The sequence below is a fragment of the Haloarcula nitratireducens genome, assembly GCF_019599505.1.
In genome coordinates, this window is record NZ_RKLT01000043.1 from 1 (window position 1) to 17,140 (window position 17,140).

The following is a 17,140-nucleotide window of genomic DNA, read 5'->3' on the forward strand; positions in this document are numbered from 1 at the left end:
CTTTGAGTTGCTCGAAGGAAATCTCGTCGTCGTAATAGGCGGCGGCAATCTCTTGGGTGAGTGCGTCGTCGTGAGCGGCGTCTTGGAGGTACTCCCGAAGCGCGGTCACGAGTACGTCTGTCCGGTCCTCCCCGAGGACTGCGGCTAGTGCGTCGGCCCGGTCAATGAGCCGGTTGGGGGCCCGAAACTGCACGCGCTTCTTATCTGTACTCATGATGTGTACAGTGTGAGCCAACGCACTTAGTCATTTTCGTGTGTACAGTGTGAGCCTCACTCAATTCCTATTGACTACTAGCATGACCATCGGCGGAGTCATACAGACAGCGCGAAGATCGCGGTGGGAGAGAAGACAATGAACCCATGAGACGCCCTCTTTGTGGTGCTCCCGTGTACATCCTTTTCTGTAACTTCTCAAGGTTGTATGATTATCGGTGGCCGCGACCTGCGTGGCGAGGCCATGCAGAGAACCGACTCCAATTCAGCATGCGACGGCGGATGCCGAATTCCCGTGAGAGATGTACAGCGGCGGTGTATCAGAAAGGTGGGTTAGCTAGTTAGACGAGACTGACGTCGACGGTTTCCTGCTCCAGCGCAGAGGGCTGGCCTGCGTCGAGTCGGTTGATACGGTCCATAATTGTGTGGACGACATCGCCTTCCGTACATGGGGCAACGTGGGAGAGTTCGTTGTCGGTGTACTCGGCAATACCCATTACTGGTAGCACCACTGCCTCGTAGGACGACTCTGCGATATCGGAGTCGACGCCGGTTCGCTGATGGAACGAGTCAAAAGAAACGTTGTTCGATAGGGCCCACTGCTTGAACTCGGCAACCCGATTCAGAATGTACCGACCTTCCTCTGTCCTGGCGGCGGCTGACTGCGGGGCAATCCGCTTCCCCCAGACGATGACATTGAAACCGTCTATCTGACCGTCTTCCTCGAGGGTCTGGAGCTGGTTGATGACGTCCTCCTGGCGTTCGTGCGCGCCGTTAGGAAGCATGGATCGAACGTATAGCTCAATGTAGGGGGCCGGAGTATCATCATTCATATCTATCGAATATCACGAGAGTGGGTCATATATAGCTGCTGTGAGAAGTGTCTACATGCCTCGAAACGTCTGCACACGGTCGATTTTGCGCGATTTCACCGTATCCAGCTAATTTCAAATTTCCACTATAGGCTGCGGTCTGGACTAGTCAGTGTCCACGAGAGACGATTCTGAACGCTTTCACAGAAAGACGTTTGACGTCTTAGCAAAACTGTTCAACGGCAGGCCAGTGGCTGCAAGCCACACTGCCATTACGCGACTCAAATTGAAGTCGAGCCCACCAGCCGAGCGTACTGGTCCAACCCCGGTGAACTGCGCCGACACCACCGGTTTGTAGAACAGCTAATCCTGGTCAGCGAGTAACAATAAAAAGGTACTGCCTGAATTTGCTGGTTGTAGGAAAACGTGTCCCAGGGGTGGGGGCGGCCCTTCTGGTGAAGACTGTGTGTTCGGCGCCAGTAACAATGGGGAGCGATGCAATCCCAGGATTCAGAGCTTAACAAAGATTCCCAAATCGAGTGGTCGGGACCTACCGTAAAGCGGTGGGTCTAGAATGGGAAACCACCCGCTCCACCGCTCGTGTTCACCGAGCAGATTGTCGCTTCCAGCCGTTGCATCGCATAGACTCTTTGCAGAGACACGCAAGAGCAAACTACTATCCGAACCGTGCTCGGGGCAAAGCGACGACACAGGCGCTTGCGTGGGACTGAGACGACACTACCAATCAGCTATCACTACAGATTGGCGACTCGAGTAGGTCATATTCCTCTTCGAGATCGTCCCAGACTTCGTGAGCTTCTGCAAGCGAGTCGACGTCCTGCAGTCGCTCTCGCAAGTGATGAGCGTCCGCTGGGTCCAAGGAGCCGTCTATGACCGCCTGCTGAATCGTGTCTGCGAGCAGCCCCAGCTGATAATCGAGGCGACTGACCATCTCATGTCACGTTATCTGGTGACTCGACGAAGAGGTGATGCATGCATTGTATCGTCCCAAAGAACAAGGACAGACCCAAATGTCATCTGTCAGTAGTGATCATCCCCCGCAATTTGCGTTTGAAACTTCGAATATCGGTATCTTGCAAACAGCTAGTTGATAGCTGTATCCTCCAATACTGGTCTATCACACACGACACAATCCCAATTCCGACACTAGATATTGACGAAATGTCCTATACACTTCGTCGCGGAATAGGGGAATTCTCACATCCCATTGATGGAATGACTAAAGATTCAGTAGCAAAGCGAGGACGGTCGCACATCGAGTTTCCAAATAGCAGTACCCATTTATCTGCGCCTTCGACTGGTGAAATGTGAGTATCGGAACGCTGCTTGTCTCCTTGTTGATCGGTAGTGTGAGTGGATATTACTCATCATATGACCGAACCCAAGAGATAGGTGACGGCATTGTCTTTACTGGGCTTGCTATCCTTCTCATTTCGATCGGTGCACAACTTGGTGGCAATACTCAAATTCTACAGGATGTGACGACAATTGGTGGGGCCGCTCTAGTGCTCTGTCTGGGCAGTGTCATTGGAAGTATCATCTGTGTCTACCTGCTCGCCACGATCACGTCGAGTGTTGATTCGCGATTCGCGGTGTCTGATAGAAATACAACCACTCAGCAGAGCTCACCAACAGAGCTAGAAGCTGATGGCTTTGACTGGAAAATCATGAGCCTCATTTTTGTCTCGCTTATAGTTGGGTTTGGACTCGCAACTATCGGGCTTCCGGAATACGTCATCACAAGCGTTGTATCGATCTCTGATCCTGCGCTCTTGGCGCTGCTATTCGGCGTTGGCGTTACAGTTGGAGACGATACCGAAGCCTTGCGCCAGATCAGGTCTATCGGCTGGAGCGTACTCCTGATCCCAGTGGCTGTAGCTGTCGGGAGTATTCTCGGTGGTATACTGTTTGGAGTGAGTATCGATATGCCAGTTACCCACGCCGCAGCAGTCGCAGCAGGGTTTGGGTGGTATAGTTACGCGGGGGTCGTCGTGGTTGATCTCGGTGGGTTGAAACTAGGGACGATTGCGTTTCTTGCGAACCTCTTCCGAGAGATTGTCACCTTCTTCGTGCTGCCAGTTATCGCTAAGTACCTTGGCGGTGTCACAAGTATCGCGCCAGGTGGCGCTACGACAATGGACGTGACGCTCCCGTTAATTCAGCGTGTTTCTGGTGAGCGGTTTGTACTTCCAGCACTTATTAACGGGCTTGTCTTGGCGGTAGCTACGACTGTTCTCGTGCCGACTATTTTGGGCATTAGCCACTAGTAAACTACCGTCCGCTACTCGCTCACCTGTCTCGATACTGAGACAGTAGTCGGCGAAACAATCCAGCTCTTCAGCGGTAATACCCCATCGAACAGGCAGTCGACCCCGACGAGTAAGTCTCTGATAACGATATTGAGACCAGAAGTCGGGGTCCCCACAAGCGGTTTCGAAGGATATTTTCACGGCTATAGGAACCTCTAGCTATGGGTAGTGAGGGCAGTATTTCACGATCTGCACAGTTTGCAACAAAGTATTTTGTCGTCTGGGTCGCCGGCTTTGCAGCACTGGCCCTTGTTCGCCCCTCGACATTTGTGCCGATACTCGAGTACGTGAATCCACTTCTCGGAATCGTAATGCTTGGGATGGGGCTGACTCTCCAGCCTGCTGATATTCAGCGACTTACTGACCGACCGCTCGACGTTGGTATCGGCGCTGTGACCCAATGGCTGGTGATGCCACTAGCCGCATACGGGCTGTACCTTCTGTTGAACTTACCGGATGCCATCGGTGTCGGCCTCATCCTCGTGGGCGCAGCACCAGGTGGGACTGCATCGAACGTAATGTCCTATCTTGGTCGGGGTGATGTCGCTCTCTCAGTCGCGATCACGACAGTGACTACGTTAGCTGCACCGATCGTGATGCCAGCTTGGACACTGTTTATCTTGGGCGAAAGTATTGATGTGACGTTCATACAGATGTTCACGAGCATCGTCCAGATTGTCATCATTCCTGTCGTGCTCGGGTTCGGACTCCGCTACGTTCTTGATCGATATGCACCACGCGTCGCAGATGTTGGCCTAGACGTATTTCCAGTTGTGAGCGTCGCCGCGATCGTCGCCATTGTTGCAGGCGTCGTCGGTGCCAACGTTGAGAATATTCTCACTGCAGGTGTCTTCGTGTTGCTTGCAGTCGTTCTTCACAACGGGATTGGATTGGGTACTGGCTACGCTGTTGGTCAGGCAGCTGGCATGAGTGAGGACCGCAAACGAACAAATGCATTCGAGGTAGGACTCCAAAATAGTGGTCTGGCAGTTGCATTGGCTACGTCCCTGTTTGCGCCGACGGCTGCCCTCATCCCCGCTCTATTTAGTGTCTGGCACAACATCAGCGGACCTGCGCTTGCGAACTACTTCACCTGGCACGATACGACAGCAGAGTAAACCGCCTCGAGGTCAAGTGGGATTGAGAGAGCGCCGCTCTCTCGTCATCACAAGAAGGCAAAGCCGTCTCGAACGACCCCAAGGCACTCGCCTTGCTTATCTGTCGATTTGCAGCAGACAAGATAGTCCATATGTCCTCCATTTAGGGCCTATATATGGGTATCTCAAGTAACCACCTTCCCCAAGAGGGTGTTCTCTCCACCGAGATATCTCGTGCAATAGCCGCTCACTAGGTATACGAATTAGCACGTCACCCACTGACTATTTAATACTATCACTCAATTCTCATAACACGATGTATCCCGCTTTACAAATTGGTCTTAAGGGGTCGGGGAGCCCCATCGAGTTCCTTTTAGCTGTGGTGATTTTGTTCGGTGCCTTCGTCGTTGTCTTCCTAATTGGCAGATTGTTTGATGCCGTTTTTTGAAACTTCGAATATCGGTATCTTGCAAACAGCTAGTTGATGGCTGTATCCCCTATATCGAACGGTCAGCGGGTCATCTATATCGAGTGGCGAGTAAGTGCCCGTCAGGCGTGTTACTCAACCATCGTCACAGGCGGTGTCGCATGCCTCGAGATCGACGCTGGGATGCTACGAAGTCGCGGTCGAACACCGGTCGGTTGATGGTCCGTGATGATAATCCGATCAACGGCTTCAGCATCAGCATATGCACGGATTTCTTCGACGACATCGCCTGATTTGACGATGAGTTCGACGTCTAGCCCGTAGTCGTCTGCAACCTGACAGGCACGAGTGAAGACCTGCTCCGCTCGCTTTCGTTGTGCGCGGTTAAACGAGCTCCCATCGGGGACCAAATTATCCGCTAACTCACTACGGTCGGGAATCAGATAGTCTTCGACTTCTCGCCGCCCGAACAATCCCAGTGGGTCGCTCGATTCGGTCACGTGGATAACGGATATTTTCGCCTCGGGATACTCCTCAAGGGCGAATACGAGGGCCTGTTCGGATCGCTCGGTGTTACCCATTGGGACGAGCACGTGACGGACTTGGCCCATAGCTACACTCATCAGGACTCCTACAAAAAGTGTGCGGTGAGCGGGAGAGTCTAGGCCGACAGCTCCGTTGCAACTCACTTCGAATAGCCTTCTTGGAGGAATGTTCTGTCGCTTTCATACTGCGAAAGCAACTCTCCGATAAAGTCCTCTATGGTTTCGTCGTCTTTGAGATGACTCTCTAACTGTACTTTGAGTTCATCATTGATCTCGATTGTAGTGGGCACAATGGTAGCACCCACCACGGGAATCAGTAAGCCAGTGGGAAGAATGTGCTGGCAGTTCGTTCAATAACGAGAGGGCGTTGCTCTCTTGAACGACATGACCTCAAGATGGGGCTACTCAGCCGCGCTATTCCGTGCTGTGCTCTTGGACCGGTTGCAATAGCGGACGTTTACTCTCTGTGGCGAGGTCACTCCACGAGACAGAGCCCTGTTCAACGATATTCTCGGGGGCTAGTGCGGGATCACTCAAAATCAAACCGGCAGTGAACTCCGGCGGGCGGGAGTGCTCGGAAGGGGCCGGGGCCTCACCGACTGGGTTTGCGCCGGGCCCGGATGCAGAACCCACGACAATACTCCCAACCATGCCGAACAACTCGTGTGGGGCACACATGATATTGTGCACACCCTCCGTGTCGAAGGTGTAGAGCCAGTAGTCACCAGCCGCTAATATTGGCGAGGAGAACGGCGGAACCCCACTGGGAACGCGTTGTGTATACCCGAAGGCAGGGTGATAGGCGTTGATATTGTGATGGGGGGTTGCCATGTTGAACCGCACAGTGTCACCAACATCAATCGCTAGTCCCGTTGGCTCGAAATAGAACTCCGGAAGTGGAGCCTTCTCGCGTGGCCGAATCTGGAGGTTAATCGTGTGATCCGCTTCGACGGGCGGTGATTCGTCTTCGGTCCCAATGTATCCGAATCGTGGGTCGATTGACTGACTATCCGTCTGCTGTGGCGTTGGTGTCTGTTGCATAGGTGTAGATTCAGTGTTTGTTTCGGCAGAGCTACCTGGCGAACTAGCACAGCCAGCGACGGCTGGCATTGCCGCTGCACCGACGGCCGTCAACAGCCGCCGACGAGTCACCGAAACATTCGGTGACCGCTTCGTCGTCTGCGGGTTTTCTCGCATTCCAGTTCAGACAAAACACATTTCCATATTATGTATGATGGTATCAACAACATGTTCGCTTACCGTTCATTATATTATGGGTTATTCGATAAGAATGGGAGATGTAGCGTCACTTCGATACAAACTAAACATAGCTATCTGAACGTAGGCTGGTGTATGGACTGACAGACGATGGTCAGGACGTCTGGGCGACGATCGAGGCACCGAACATGGTTGATGCCGGATAACAATCCAGACGCAAGCGCTGGTCATCACTCATCTCGTGGTGGCAATTCGGTCCAACAGTACTGACAGAACCGCCGCGGCGCACGCGCCCTGTCTTAGTGTTCGCAAGAATATATCCAGAAACAACCGCTCAAGAGGAGTGCGGACTTTCCCTGACTCGCCAATCAAGCGCTTAGAGAGTCTCCTGAGAGCGAATGACCGACTGCATTACTTCACACTTTCCTCCTGATTCACTTGATCGGTCGATGGGACCTGTGTCTCGATCTCGAGGAGCTCGATTGCTTCACGGATGAAGAACGCCACCGAATCAGGATCGTCAGTGTCGAGTGCTTTGTTCAGCAGTTGCGCTATCTCTTTTCTATTTTCGAGGTGGAGGATTTGAAGGGCCTCTCGGATGTGATAGTTCGTTGGTTCAGTGTCGTCAACGTCGAGTGCCTGCTCTAATACATCGAGAACCTGTGCATGGTCATCGGCCACTGAAGGCGAGTCTGCACGGTCGTGGTTGCCGTTGTTCCCTTCTGGCATAGCTAGGATACCGCTTTTGCGAAACAGGTGGGTCCCTTTATCATAAGAGCGTAATTTATCGCTCCGTGTGAACGTGTTTCGCAGTTACAGATTGACAGACTCGGTAGTTATAGCTGATGGCAGCTTGTCTCTATTCTTCTCGATATGATTTTTCGCACTGATAGATAAGTAATATCCTGCACTATCCGAGTCAGTGCCCGAATTCCAGCGATGAGCAGTCAAAGAATACCTGCAGCAGCCATATTCGCGGGGCAATGGCTCGCAGAAGATGCCCACAGACCACCGCTAGAGTGATATCCACCGGTTCTGACCCCCGACGATTACAAGTGTCGTGTTCGTCGATACAGTATACACCGAATGCCAGTGTCTGCTGACGACGAGACTCGAATTCTGCTCGTAGGATTAGCCGACACTATCGACCGGCAGCTTACAGCGGAGCTCAATAACAGGGGTTTCGAAGTCGAAAGCGTCTCCGCTGCGTCAGACTGTCTTCGCCGAGTACGAAAAGGCGATGTTGACGGCATCATCAGCGAATATTCACTGCCCGAGTTCGATGGCCTGCAGCTTCTCAGGTCACTTCGCATGTCACAGCCGGATCTGCCGTTTCTCGTGGTTCCTGCAGACGGGTCCGAAACAATCGCTGGTGAAGCACTTGCTGCCGATGCAGATGGGTATGTCCCAGCAGACAGCAACCTAGAGACGATCGTCACCCGACTTCAAAACACTCTCCAAGGCACGACCGCCCAAAGCGAAGACGAAAGTCAGTATCGCTACCGCAGTATCGTACAAACATCTCCGTTCCCAATAAATATCTTCGATGGAAGTGGAGAAATCATCTGGTGTAATGATGCTGTGCTCGACTTACTCGATACCGACTGCCGTGAAGAGTTACTCGGAGAGTCCATCTTCGAATTTATCCATCCGGACGATCGAGAGAACGCTCGGGAGGAAATAACGGCAGTTATCGAAGCCAAAGAGTCGACAGGACCAACTCAGATGAAGCTTCGAACCGCGGCTGGCGATATACGATATATCCACGTCTCGACTGCTACTGGTTCCTTTTTCGGCACAGATATCGGCCAAGCGATTATCGTTGATCTCACGGAGCAAGAGGAACGAAAGCGACAGTTGCAGATTTTCGAGCAATGGCTTCGCCATAATATCCGCAACGAGATGACTGTGATTCATGGCATGGCAGCAAGTATTCACCAAGGCATTGTTGACGATTCCACTGACTGTGCCCGTCGAATACAAGACCATGCTGCACACCTCGTTGAACAGGCGAACCATGAACGGAAGATTGTCAGCCTCATTTCGGAGCGGTCCGATCCAGTCGTAACAGATCTCATGTCTGTCGTTGATCGGCAGGTGGCGAAGTGTCGTGATACGTTCCCCACAGCTGATATCGAGATCACACAACGAGCAGAGATCACGACGAGAGCGGTTCCGGAGATCGACGATGCGATTCAGGAACTTCTGGACAACGCGATTCAACACAACCACACCGACACACCGGTCGTCCGACTCGAACTGGAACGGGCTGCTGAGAACAACGGTATTTTGCGGATACTCGATAATGGTCCTGGAATACCAGATAGAGAGACGAACAACCTACTCATTGACCAGGAAATTACCCCACTCAGTCACGGAACAGGACTTGGACTAGTTTTCGTCTATTGGGCTGTTCGGCGCTCCGGAGCTAGAATTACGTTTGACACAAACGACCCTCATGGAAGCCGTATCACACTTACCTTTCCGCTCGCTGCAGACAACTAATAACGTCACAGCGCACCGCACTGGCCTGTAACGCTGCCATCAGGTGACTACACGGCCACTATTCTTTTTGACGACTCTCCCGACCATTCAGTCTACCAAGTGGGTAATCCACACACAACTCGCCACGACGAGTCCACCGGAACACAGTGAACAGTGTGCGCTTCGACCAACCCGAAAACTGCGGCTGTCCCGGATAAACCCACGGAAACAAAATAATGTCAAATAGTGCTCACCCAGCGAAAGGCGCTCCCGTCGATATCGATGGTGCGATCGCCGAACGCCCACGAGAGATCCGACAGTATCCATTGTTGGATGCGGTGTATGCCCGCCATGACCAGCTTATCGGCGAGTGGGCGCGCGGCAGAACGCTCGAAATCGCACACGGCCAGTACGCCCATCCCACCGCTGACGTCGCAGTGGACATCTTTGCCGAGAACGCACACGCAGCCCAGTGTTCGGCCGCCGTCAGCGACGCGAGACAGTTACCGTTTACCACCGACTCGTTCGAGACAATCATCGGGAGGCGTTTCTTACATCACGTCCCAGCTGAGGACCGACTGCAGCTCATCGAGGAGTGCAAGCGAGTGCTCAAGCCGGGCGGCCGACTCATCATCTTGGAGGGAACGCCGGGCCTGTATCGGCGGGCGGTCAAAGGTATCGGATTCGCTCTCGGTATCCTTGGTGAGGACAGCGACGACTACGGCCACTGTTCGGCGGCGGAAATTCGAACACTCGTCGACGAAGCGAATCTGTTGACTGACGTTAACCGTGCGCTCGGGTCACCGCTGATGCCTCTGGCGATCGGGACACACGATTCACTCGCCCACCTCGGCGAGCTCGTCAGTCAGACGCAGCTCGTCCGCTGGTGGACATTGCATGTTGCGAGAGTAGATCGGGAAGGATAGACCCCGTCATCCATTGTATCAATACGAAGGCTGTTCAATCCGAGCGAGCCGGAAGCCTGTAATTCCTCGACGAGCGCCAGAGATGTTCATCGCGGTGAGACAGCGCGCTGACTGTATAGCATCCCAGCGTGCTGGAAGCGGAGCCAGCACGAATGGGGTGCAGCGGACAATACTAAGTAAACGATGAGCGATGGGAATCAGAGCCCTCTAACTTCCGAACTTTACGAACTGTCATTCCTTAATTTCAACCATCTATACAGTACTGATACCGAACTATTGTTATTATTGCATAATATTCTTTAGTTTGATAATGGGCTCGGTGAAGTTAAGAACCGGTTTTGCTTACTGACTTACCTAGAGGAATTAGATGACCGACCTTACGACGATTCTTGTCCCAATCCGGTATCCACTCACTGACGAGAGTGCCCGAACCCTTGCGGCCGCTGGTCGGCTCGCTCACGACCAGGCACCAGCGAATCTGAAAGTCCTTCATGTCAATCTGTATCAGACGAGAGACAAGACGAAAACAACGGAACTCACCCGAGCGATCTCGTCAACGCTCGATGGCGTTGAAGCGTCAGTAGCCACACGTCAGGGATTTCTTGTCGAAGAAGAGATCCTCGAGGAAGCCATCCAAACGAACGCAGATATCATTGTAGTTGGCGCAAATCAACAGGCCAATTGGCGACGGCTCTTGCGTCGGCTGCTCCAGAGTAACCCTGAAGTCAGCTCATTTCTTCGTGAGAACACTACAGACGATACCGATATCTGGGAAGTCGACGCGACGACTGACACACGTGCTGTCGAACCGGCGTAACACCAGCTAAGAGTCCACTCATAGTTGGACAGATTTATAGCTCTGTTTCAGCCGATATGTCCACTCTCAAAACGTCTCAATGGGTACGATAACAGTTATCGATGAGCAAGGCGTACTAGAAGTTAGCGCTCATAACGCAGTCGCACTAGGGAAGTGTGCTCGTCTGCCAGGCGCATGGAAGGGGGAAAACCATGACACCGTCAACAGAGCGGAACAAAGAACTGATCGAGCAGACATGTGACGCGATCAACGAACAGGACAAAGATACCTTTATGTCTCTTCAAGATCCCGAAATTGTCCATCACCACGGGTCAGAGGTGCGTTACGGTGTCGAAGCAGTCACCGATCAAGTCTGGTCAGCGTTGGACGCATTCCCAGATCTCACAATAACTCCAGAAACGATTCTCGCTGAAGATGATCTGGTTGCACTACGGTATACGCTGACAGGAACGCATAATGGAGAGTTCAATGGTCTTGCGCCGACTGGGAAAGAGTTCCAAGTTTCTGAGATGAAGATATACCGGGTGGACGATGGGAAAGTCGCAGAAGTCTGGACGGCAACGGACCAGCTTGGCCTCCTAACACAACTTGATGTCGTCAAAGCACCGTAATTACTGCATTAAACTTACTCACTAATTAGGAATTCGACAGACCAGTTGCGAGTGTTACTGTATCCAATAATCGATCACAATTCGAGTGTCGCGTGCGGGCTTCATCTTATGCATGTCTCCTAATGGGAAGGCACGCTCCTCTTTGGGTGACGACTCAGGACGTAGCCGACGCAACATTCGATCGATTTGACTCGAGAGTCGGGCTTCTCTCACATCGTCGCGGAGATAGAGTATATCTGTGCTATCGCCATCGTAGCGGACCGTCCCGCGGTGAAAGTCACCGGCCTTGCGTTCCAAGTATTTGTGGAGGCGATCAAGAGACAGTATCTAGAGATGCACATACAACAGCAAGAATCTGGTCATCGAATCAGGAGTATAATTCGAGAACTAAACTATGCTGGCCGCTGGGCTGTCACTCCTGACAGTCACCTCCACAATCGCGATTACCTCGTCTGCCAGCAACAGACAGCACAGTAATACGTTTTCAGAGCGAAGAAAAGGAGACAAGATGGAAATGGGGGTGGGGGTGAGGGTGGAACGTAGCCGGTTTCAGGTGTGGGGTGGTGCCTCTATACCGGCCAAAATATACTACGGGTTGGTTACGGGTTAGACGTGCTGCCCTAACAATCCGGTACGATCAAGACGACTGCGCAGGTGACGAATCGCTGGACTTCAAGGAAGAGCTCAGAGCATCTGCACTCCTCTGTTGGGTAGTGAGTGTTATCTGAAACCCAGCTAAGAGCTGATCGACTGCCTTTTTATGTGCCTCTTTTCGTTTCGCTATCGCCGTGGGCCTGACCTCAGAGTCGTCATACACGTCGAACGCGTCTATCGGGATCTCTATCGCCTCTTGGTCGGCGAGATGGTCGCGTGTCACCGCGAGCAGGCAATGGATGTGAATGAGCTCCTGCTTTCGCATGGGCAAGTACTGATACTCATCGTAAGTAGTGATGACGCCACAACAATCCGGCAAACACCTGTCAAGAGGACATTGTCGATGGCTCGGCAATAGAACCCACTAGTTTCCGCAGTCCAACTCGGAGATGCTGATGAAATGTCGACGGTGAGATGCCCAGAGACTCGGCGATATCTTCACCAGTGCTGTTGCGCGGTTGCTCGAAGAAGCCAGCGTGGTAGGCGGTCTCGAGCACGTCCCGCTGTTTGTCCGTCAGTTGGTCCGTGACAGCTGTCTCGAACCGATTGTGGGTCTGCACCGGTCGATTTACTGTCTCCTTGGCCTGTAGTTCGATCGTGGCCACAGTCGTCTCCAAGGCATCGATCACACGACTTACATCGACTGTCCGCGGGAGGTTGATACGAACCGTTCCAAAGCCGTCCTCAGCAGTCATAGCGGTGACCGCCCCGCCGTATTCAGCGACAGTTGTGGTAATCGATGCGTCGGTCACACCTACTTCACAGAGACACTCGGTATCGTGGCTGCTCACTATGCGGACGTGATCAATCATCTCATTTTGATTCGCAAGATCTCGAATCTCTGCTGGTGAGACACCTGACACGGTGAAATATTCGAAATACGTGTCATTGGTCCGACCCGTAACGCCTTCCAGCGTTACGGTTGTGTCGAATCGCGTGGCGGCCTGGAGAAAGAACTGATCTGGATCCCGAATCGAAAGCGTGAGCGCGAATGCAGTCTCGGCAACGAGTGCCTCTTTTCGTTCGGCTGCCGCAATGGCAAAGCCGATGGTTTCGCCGAGATCCGCGAAGCGCGCCTGCTGACGTTCGTCGAATGCCGTCGAGTCAGTGGCGTACACCAGAAGGACACCGTATAACGCATTTCTATATTCGAGTGGAACGGCGACAACGGCTTCGATGTCGGCCGCTTCGCGCTGTTCGCTACAGGCGGTTCCGAGTGAATCATCGCTTCGAGTCTGCCCAACACAAACAGCCCGGTTTTCAGCTGCTTGTTTTGCAATCTCGTGTGTCGAATCTACACCGGCTTCTGTGCTCGTATTCGACATCGCAGCTGGATCGATACCGGCCCCGACCCGAGGAGCGATTTCAGCAGCGCTCCGTGTCTGTTCCCCGATCCAGGCTGCCTGATAGAAGTCAGACGTAGCCAACTGATCGCAGACAGTTTGCTCTATGTCAGTGCGCGTCGATTCCTCGACGACTGCGTGGACGAGACCGTGGACGAGCGTGTTGAACTGGTCCAGTTGCGCTAATGCGGTTCGTTGCTGCTCAAGCTCTCGTTCGCGCTCTTTTCGAGCAGTGATATCTTGGAAGTAGACTGAGAGGCCAGTTTCAGAGGGATACGCACGGATGTCAAACCAGGTATCCAGCGGCGGGTAGTACTGATCGAACGAGAGCGGTTCCTGTGTCTCCATCGCTGTGTGGAGCTTGTCATAGACTTGCATCTCGACTGCGTGGGGGAACGCCTCCCAGATGACAGTTCCAAGGAGCTCTTCTTCGGAGCGACCAACCAGTTCTTCCGCTTGGGAATTGAGATAGGTAAACCGCCAGTCAGTATCAAGTGCATAAAATCCATCCGAAATGCGTTCGAATCGTTTGCGGGCCGCGATGTTCCGTCCCACGCCTGCGAGGCCCCACACGGATCCGTCATCGTTAGTGAGTGGTGCTGCAGTGAACTCATAGGGAAGGTTCTCGCCATCTTTCGTGACGAGGTGTGTTTCTTGAAGTTCGATTGTCTCTTGGCTAGTCACCCGAGCTATTGCCTCAGCAATCTGTTCTTTGGCCGCTTGCGCGACGAAATCCAACGGGTGCATGTCAGCGATTTCCGCATCCCTGTACCCCGTGATGGCTGTCGCCCGCGTGTTCCACCAGAGCATCTGCCCGTCCGTGTCGAACGCAAACAGGAGATCTGGGACAGCGTTGAGCATGTCCGCCAAAATATCTGGTTTCGGTAGTGATTCGCGAGACGCTCGAGAGCGTGAACGGGTTTCCGTGTGACGATCGCCATCCTCCATGAAGGGAGCATAGAGACTTTTAGTGGTCGTGAGAGCAGTATGACGCAGACGATCACGGACTTCGGTTAGCCCCCAGTCCTCGACGGTAAGGAGTCGCCAGGCAGTGCTGTGACGGAGCGTTTGCGGGGAAATCTCTGCTGCCTCCCCACGACCAGTGGGTATGTACGGGCGTACCTCGGCGCTTGCGGCGGCTTTGGTGATCACATCTCGGATAGCCTTGGGAGTCAGCCGACCTCCATTTCGGGATGGAAACAAGACCGAGCTGTCGTTCTTGCGATGGTACAAGTAGGAGGTGAGGAGTCGCTCCGTCCCAAGTGTGTGCTCCGGGTCAAGTTCAAGGGCCGCTGAGGCGAGTGGCGCTGACGTTTGTGTCTCAGATTGTCCCGCAGCGGGGACCTGTATAGTACCAGTATCCAAATCGAGATGGTCGACGTCGAGCTGGACGAGTTCGCTTACCCGAAGGCCAGTGTCATACAAGACCGTGACTATCGCCTCGTTGCGCTGCCAGTAGGGTGACTGGAAGCGGTCATTGTAGCAAGCGGTACGCAACTCCTCGATTTGGTCAGGTTGCAGCCACGTCGAGGCCTGATCGGATGTGGTAAGTGGTACCGTCATGAGACCTGTTCTCTAACAGTGTGAATGTGGCTCCTTGAACGTTCGCTTACCTACTCTCATGAGGAGTTCTCTCTCAATCCCACTGTTCAGTATTAGTCCGATCCCGCCGACTATCGATAAGCAATCAGCCCCAATGACGTTTAGCAGGGAGCCAACGTTCACCCTTACACACAATCAAACGTTTGATTACCTTCCTGATATCGAATGAACTAGAGCTCTCTCGAAAGACACAGTGAAATTCGGAATCGCTGAGCAGCGGCGCGGACATTCACCGAATCCGTCCTTTGTCTGAACCGTCTTAGTGTCGCTTCGAACTCTACGCCTCAATGACAATCTGGCCATCAGAGTGGACAGTAATAGTGTACCCACAGTATGGAAACACAACACGTCCTTCAGGATGTGGAAATTCGTCGGTTGAGTACGTAAACAAGTTATCAAGAGCATCTGGATCAATGACCGTACTGAGTGGCGGTAGTTCAGTCGCATCAACCCCCTCCTGGTTAGCTACGGCTTCGATAACCGCCACAGTTGGCGGGGAGTCGGAAGTTTGCAAGGGGATGTTTCTCTGACTCATAGTGCTCAGTTATTCCTCTGGGGGACGAATAGGTTCTATACCATGTTTATCCGTGTATCCCAAGATTGTTTATCGACTAGGCAGTCTTATCAGAGCCATCAGCCACCCCTTCATCAATGACCTGGATATCGGCTACTGCATCCACTCCGTATCCCGGCAGCGAAACAAGATCCTGATTGCACACAACGCCATCACCGGTGACACCGGTAATGTTCGACAGCGAAATGGCGCGCTTTTGGCCATATCTGCTGACAGCATCTGCTTGACGTTGCCGATAATCTTGGCTTCTACACACTCAGCGCGCTCATCATCGTCCACTGGATGCTAGAGGAACCGATTGCAGCCATACGGTGATAGAGGCACCCGCATTACTCCATAGCTGATGTGGCTAGTAACTATGTCCACCGGTATGAATCACAGTTTGGGTACTGCGATGCTCGGACATCGGTACTCATCTCAACACGGCGATAAGAGTGGCACCGTTGAAAGTACGTACCGCGGCCTGGAGTATAACTGGTTAGACGGGCTCAGACATCGATTCAGCAGCCGGAAGTGTAAATGAGAATCTCGTCCCCTCACCCACAGTCGAGTCAACGCTGATGGTCCCACCGTGGTGGTCGACGATTTTCTTGCAAATCGCAAGCCCCACTCCCGTCCCACCACTGTCCCCAACAACGGTGAAGAGATCGAATATCTGATCCTGTTGCTCCGGCGGAATCCCGGGTCCAGTGTCGGATACGGTGAAACGCCATGTGTCGTCTACGCGAGTAGCCGTAACGAGAACGCTGACCTCGCCCTCGCTGTGGGCGATAGCGTTGCCGATCAAATTCTGAAAGACCTTCGTGAGCTGTGTTGGGTTCCCCATTACCGTTGGCAGTGGTTCAACTGTCACCTCACAATGTTCCCGGTCGAGAAGCAGCATCTCTCGAACCTCCTTGAGGATCACATCGCAATCGACTACTTCGCGAGGCGATTCGCTACGACCGATTCGGGCAAATTCAAGAATATCAGCGATCATTCGCTGCATTCGGTCAGCGCCATCGACGGCGAACTCGATAAACTCACGCCCGTCCTCGTCAAGGTCATCCGCGTAGCGGCGCTCCAGTAGCTGTAGATAGCTTGCGATCGTCCGTAACGGTTCCTTCAGGTCGTGGGCAACAGCGGATGCAAACTGCTCGAGTTCGGCGTTCGAGCGCTCTAGTTCTTCGACGAGTGCGTTCAGTTCCTCGCGACGGTGCTCGAGTTCCTCTTCACGTTCCTTCTGGGTAGTAATATCCCGTGTTGCACCAACGAGCTGGATCACATCGCCGTTTTCGATAACTGGCGCGAGCTTCGTCTGCCAGCATGTGGACTGTCCGTCGACGGCGTCCGTTACTTCGTAGGAAAGTGGCTCACGGCGCTCGATGCATTCTTGGTACCGAGCTTCGATTTCGGCGCCAATCTCTTCTCCAAGCACATCACGGATGGGTTTGCCCTGAAGCACGTCGCTCGAGCAACCGACTAATTCTTTGTAGGCCTGGTTAGCG

17 protein-coding genes and 2 pseudogenes are annotated in these 17,140 nt (G+C 53.1%); 6 read left to right on the forward strand and 13 right to left on the reverse strand.

Going from position 1 to position 17,140, the window contains the following annotated elements:
* The 3 genes and pseudogenes from EGH23_RS25335 to EGH23_RS25345 form a co-directional block, all read right to left on the reverse strand.
* A pseudogene (locus tag EGH23_RS25335) lies at positions 1-214 on the reverse strand (hypothetical protein); the annotation flags it as partial.
* 340 nt (positions 215-554) lie between these two features.
* Positions 555-1,046 (reverse strand): HTH domain-containing protein, encoded by a 492-nt coding sequence (locus EGH23_RS25340; protein WP_220582767.1) that lies wholly within the window; start codon positions 1,044-1,046, stop codon positions 555-557.
* A gap of 724 nt (positions 1,047-1,770) precedes the next feature.
* Positions 1,771-1,977, reverse strand: a complete 207-nt coding sequence (locus tag EGH23_RS25345; protein WP_220582768.1) for a hypothetical protein — start codon at positions 1,975-1,977, stop codon at positions 1,771-1,773.
* A gap of 376 nt (positions 1,978-2,353) precedes the next feature.
* On the opposite strand from EGH23_RS25345, the gene EGH23_RS25350 reads away from it, so the two are divergent.
* Together EGH23_RS25350 and EGH23_RS25355 are read left to right on the forward strand one after the other, a co-directional pair.
* Positions 2,354-3,313, forward strand: a complete 960-nt coding sequence (locus EGH23_RS25350) for a LysO family transporter (protein WP_220582769.1) — start codon at positions 2,354-2,356, stop codon at positions 3,311-3,313.
* A gap of 203 nt (positions 3,314-3,516) precedes the next feature.
* Positions 3,517-4,473: a bile acid:sodium symporter family protein gene (locus EGH23_RS25355; protein WP_220582770.1), complete on the forward strand. Its 957-nt coding sequence runs from the start codon at positions 3,517-3,519 to the stop codon at positions 4,471-4,473.
* A 537-nt stretch (positions 4,474-5,010) separates the two neighbouring features.
* On the opposite strand, the gene EGH23_RS25360 is transcribed toward EGH23_RS25355, so the two are convergent.
* From EGH23_RS25360 to EGH23_RS25375, 4 genes are all read right to left on the reverse strand, one after another.
* Positions 5,011-5,502 (reverse strand): universal stress protein, encoded by a 492-nt coding sequence (locus EGH23_RS25360; protein ID WP_328767136.1) that lies wholly within the window; start codon positions 5,500-5,502, stop codon positions 5,011-5,013.
* Positions 5,503-5,564: 62 nt separating this feature from the next.
* Positions 5,565-5,729 carry a DUF7557 family protein gene (locus EGH23_RS25365; protein ID WP_220582782.1) on the reverse strand — a complete coding sequence of 55 codons (165 nt, stop codon included), beginning with the start codon at positions 5,727-5,729 and terminating at the stop codon, positions 5,565-5,567.
* Positions 5,730-5,838: 109 nt separating this feature from the next.
* Positions 5,839-6,465, reverse strand: coding sequence for a cupredoxin domain-containing protein (locus tag EGH23_RS25370; protein WP_220582772.1), 627 nt, complete (start codon positions 6,463-6,465; stop codon positions 5,839-5,841).
* Between the two features lie 588 nt (positions 6,466-7,053).
* Complete coding sequence (locus EGH23_RS25375) at positions 7,054-7,371, reverse strand: hypothetical protein (protein WP_220582773.1); 318 nt, start codon at positions 7,369-7,371, stop codon at positions 7,054-7,056.
* Between the two features lie 363 nt (positions 7,372-7,734).
* On the opposite strand from EGH23_RS25375, the gene EGH23_RS25380 reads away from it, so the two are divergent.
* The 4 genes from EGH23_RS25380 (at position 7,735) to EGH23_RS25395 (ending at position 11,480) form a co-directional block, all read left to right on the forward strand.
* Complete coding sequence (locus tag EGH23_RS25380) at positions 7,735-9,147, forward strand: ATP-binding protein (RefSeq protein WP_220582774.1); 1,413 nt, start codon at positions 7,735-7,737, stop codon at positions 9,145-9,147.
* Positions 9,148-9,362: 215 nt separating this feature from the next.
* Positions 9,363-10,052, forward strand: coding sequence for a class I SAM-dependent methyltransferase (locus EGH23_RS25385; protein WP_220582775.1), 690 nt, complete (start codon positions 9,363-9,365; stop codon positions 10,050-10,052).
* A 367-nt stretch (positions 10,053-10,419) separates the two neighbouring features.
* Positions 10,420-10,869 carry a universal stress protein gene (locus tag EGH23_RS25390; RefSeq protein WP_220582776.1) on the forward strand — a complete coding sequence of 150 codons (450 nt, stop codon included), beginning with the start codon at positions 10,420-10,422 and terminating at the stop codon, positions 10,867-10,869.
* Positions 10,870-11,060: 191 nt separating this feature from the next.
* Positions 11,061-11,480, forward strand: coding sequence for an ester cyclase (locus EGH23_RS25395; RefSeq protein ID WP_220582777.1), 420 nt, complete (start codon positions 11,061-11,063; stop codon positions 11,478-11,480).
* A gap of 54 nt (positions 11,481-11,534) precedes the next feature.
* Here EGH23_RS25395 and EGH23_RS27550 read toward each other — a convergent pair whose 3' ends face one another.
* From EGH23_RS27550 to EGH23_RS25415, 6 genes and pseudogenes are all read right to left on the reverse strand, one after another.
* Entirely contained in the window at positions 11,535-11,807 is a 273-nt protein-coding gene (locus EGH23_RS27550) for a DUF7522 family protein (RefSeq protein ID WP_483867133.1), read from the reverse strand.
* A gap of 310 nt (positions 11,808-12,117) precedes the next feature.
* Positions 12,118-12,399 (reverse strand): UPF0058 family protein, encoded by a 282-nt coding sequence (locus EGH23_RS27450; RefSeq protein ID WP_220582778.1) that lies wholly within the window; start codon positions 12,397-12,399, stop codon positions 12,118-12,120.
* A gap of 61 nt (positions 12,400-12,460) precedes the next feature.
* Positions 12,461-14,338 carry a bacterio-opsin activator domain-containing protein gene (locus EGH23_RS25405; RefSeq protein ID WP_236045093.1) on the reverse strand — a complete coding sequence of 626 codons (1,878 nt, stop codon included), beginning with the start codon at positions 14,336-14,338 and terminating at the stop codon, positions 12,461-12,463.
* 105 nt (positions 14,339-14,443) lie between these two features.
* Positions 14,444-15,040 (reverse strand): annotated as a pseudogene (locus EGH23_RS27455) (tyrosine-type recombinase/integrase); the annotation flags it as partial.
* A gap of 316 nt (positions 15,041-15,356) precedes the next feature.
* Positions 15,357-15,614: a DdfA family disk-determining factor gene (gene ddfA, locus EGH23_RS25410; protein ID WP_220582780.1), complete on the reverse strand. Its 258-nt coding sequence runs from the start codon at positions 15,612-15,614 to the stop codon at positions 15,357-15,359.
* Between the two features lie 517 nt (positions 15,615-16,131).
* On the reverse strand, positions 16,132-17,140 hold a 1,009-nt coding region (locus EGH23_RS25415; RefSeq protein ID WP_220582781.1), incomplete at its 5' end, for a sensor histidine kinase.

Bases quoted from the DNA above. Each gene is read 5' to 3' on its own strand.
- EGH23_RS25340 (WP_220582767.1), bottom strand. From the start codon at position 1,046: ATGAATGATGATACTCCGGCCCCCTACATTGAGCTATACGTTCGATCC.
- EGH23_RS25345 (WP_220582768.1), bottom strand. From the start codon at position 1,977: ATGGTCAGTCGCCTCGATTATCAGCTGGGGCTGCTCGCAGACACGATT.
- EGH23_RS25355 (WP_220582770.1), top strand. From the start codon at position 3,517: ATGGGTAGTGAGGGCAGTATTTCACGATCTGCACAGTTTGCAACAAAG.
- EGH23_RS25360 (WP_328767136.1), bottom strand. From the start codon at position 5,502: ATGAGTGTAGCTATGGGCCAAGTCCGTCACGTGCTCGTCCCAATGGGT.
- EGH23_RS25370 (WP_220582772.1), bottom strand. From the start codon at position 6,465: ATGCAACAGACACCAACGCCACAGCAGACGGATAGTCAGTCAATCGAC.
- EGH23_RS25375 (WP_220582773.1), bottom strand. From the start codon at position 7,371: ATGCCAGAAGGGAACAACGGCAACCACGACCGTGCAGACTCGCCTTCA.
- EGH23_RS25385 (WP_220582775.1), top strand. From the start codon at position 9,363: ATGTCAAATAGTGCTCACCCAGCGAAAGGCGCTCCCGTCGATATCGAT.
- EGH23_RS25390 (WP_220582776.1), top strand. From the start codon at position 10,420: ATGACCGACCTTACGACGATTCTTGTCCCAATCCGGTATCCACTCACT.
- EGH23_RS25395 (WP_220582777.1), top strand. From the start codon at position 11,061: ATGACACCGTCAACAGAGCGGAACAAAGAACTGATCGAGCAGACATGT.
- EGH23_RS27450 (WP_220582778.1), bottom strand. From the start codon at position 12,399: ATGCGAAAGCAGGAGCTCATTCACATCCATTGCCTGCTCGCGGTGACA.
- EGH23_RS25405 (WP_236045093.1), bottom strand. From the start codon at position 14,338: ATGCTCAACGCTGTCCCAGATCTCCTGTTTGCGTTCGACACGGACGGG.
- ddfA (WP_220582780.1), bottom strand. From the start codon at position 15,614: ATGAGTCAGAGAAACATCCCCTTGCAAACTTCCGACTCCCCGCCAACT.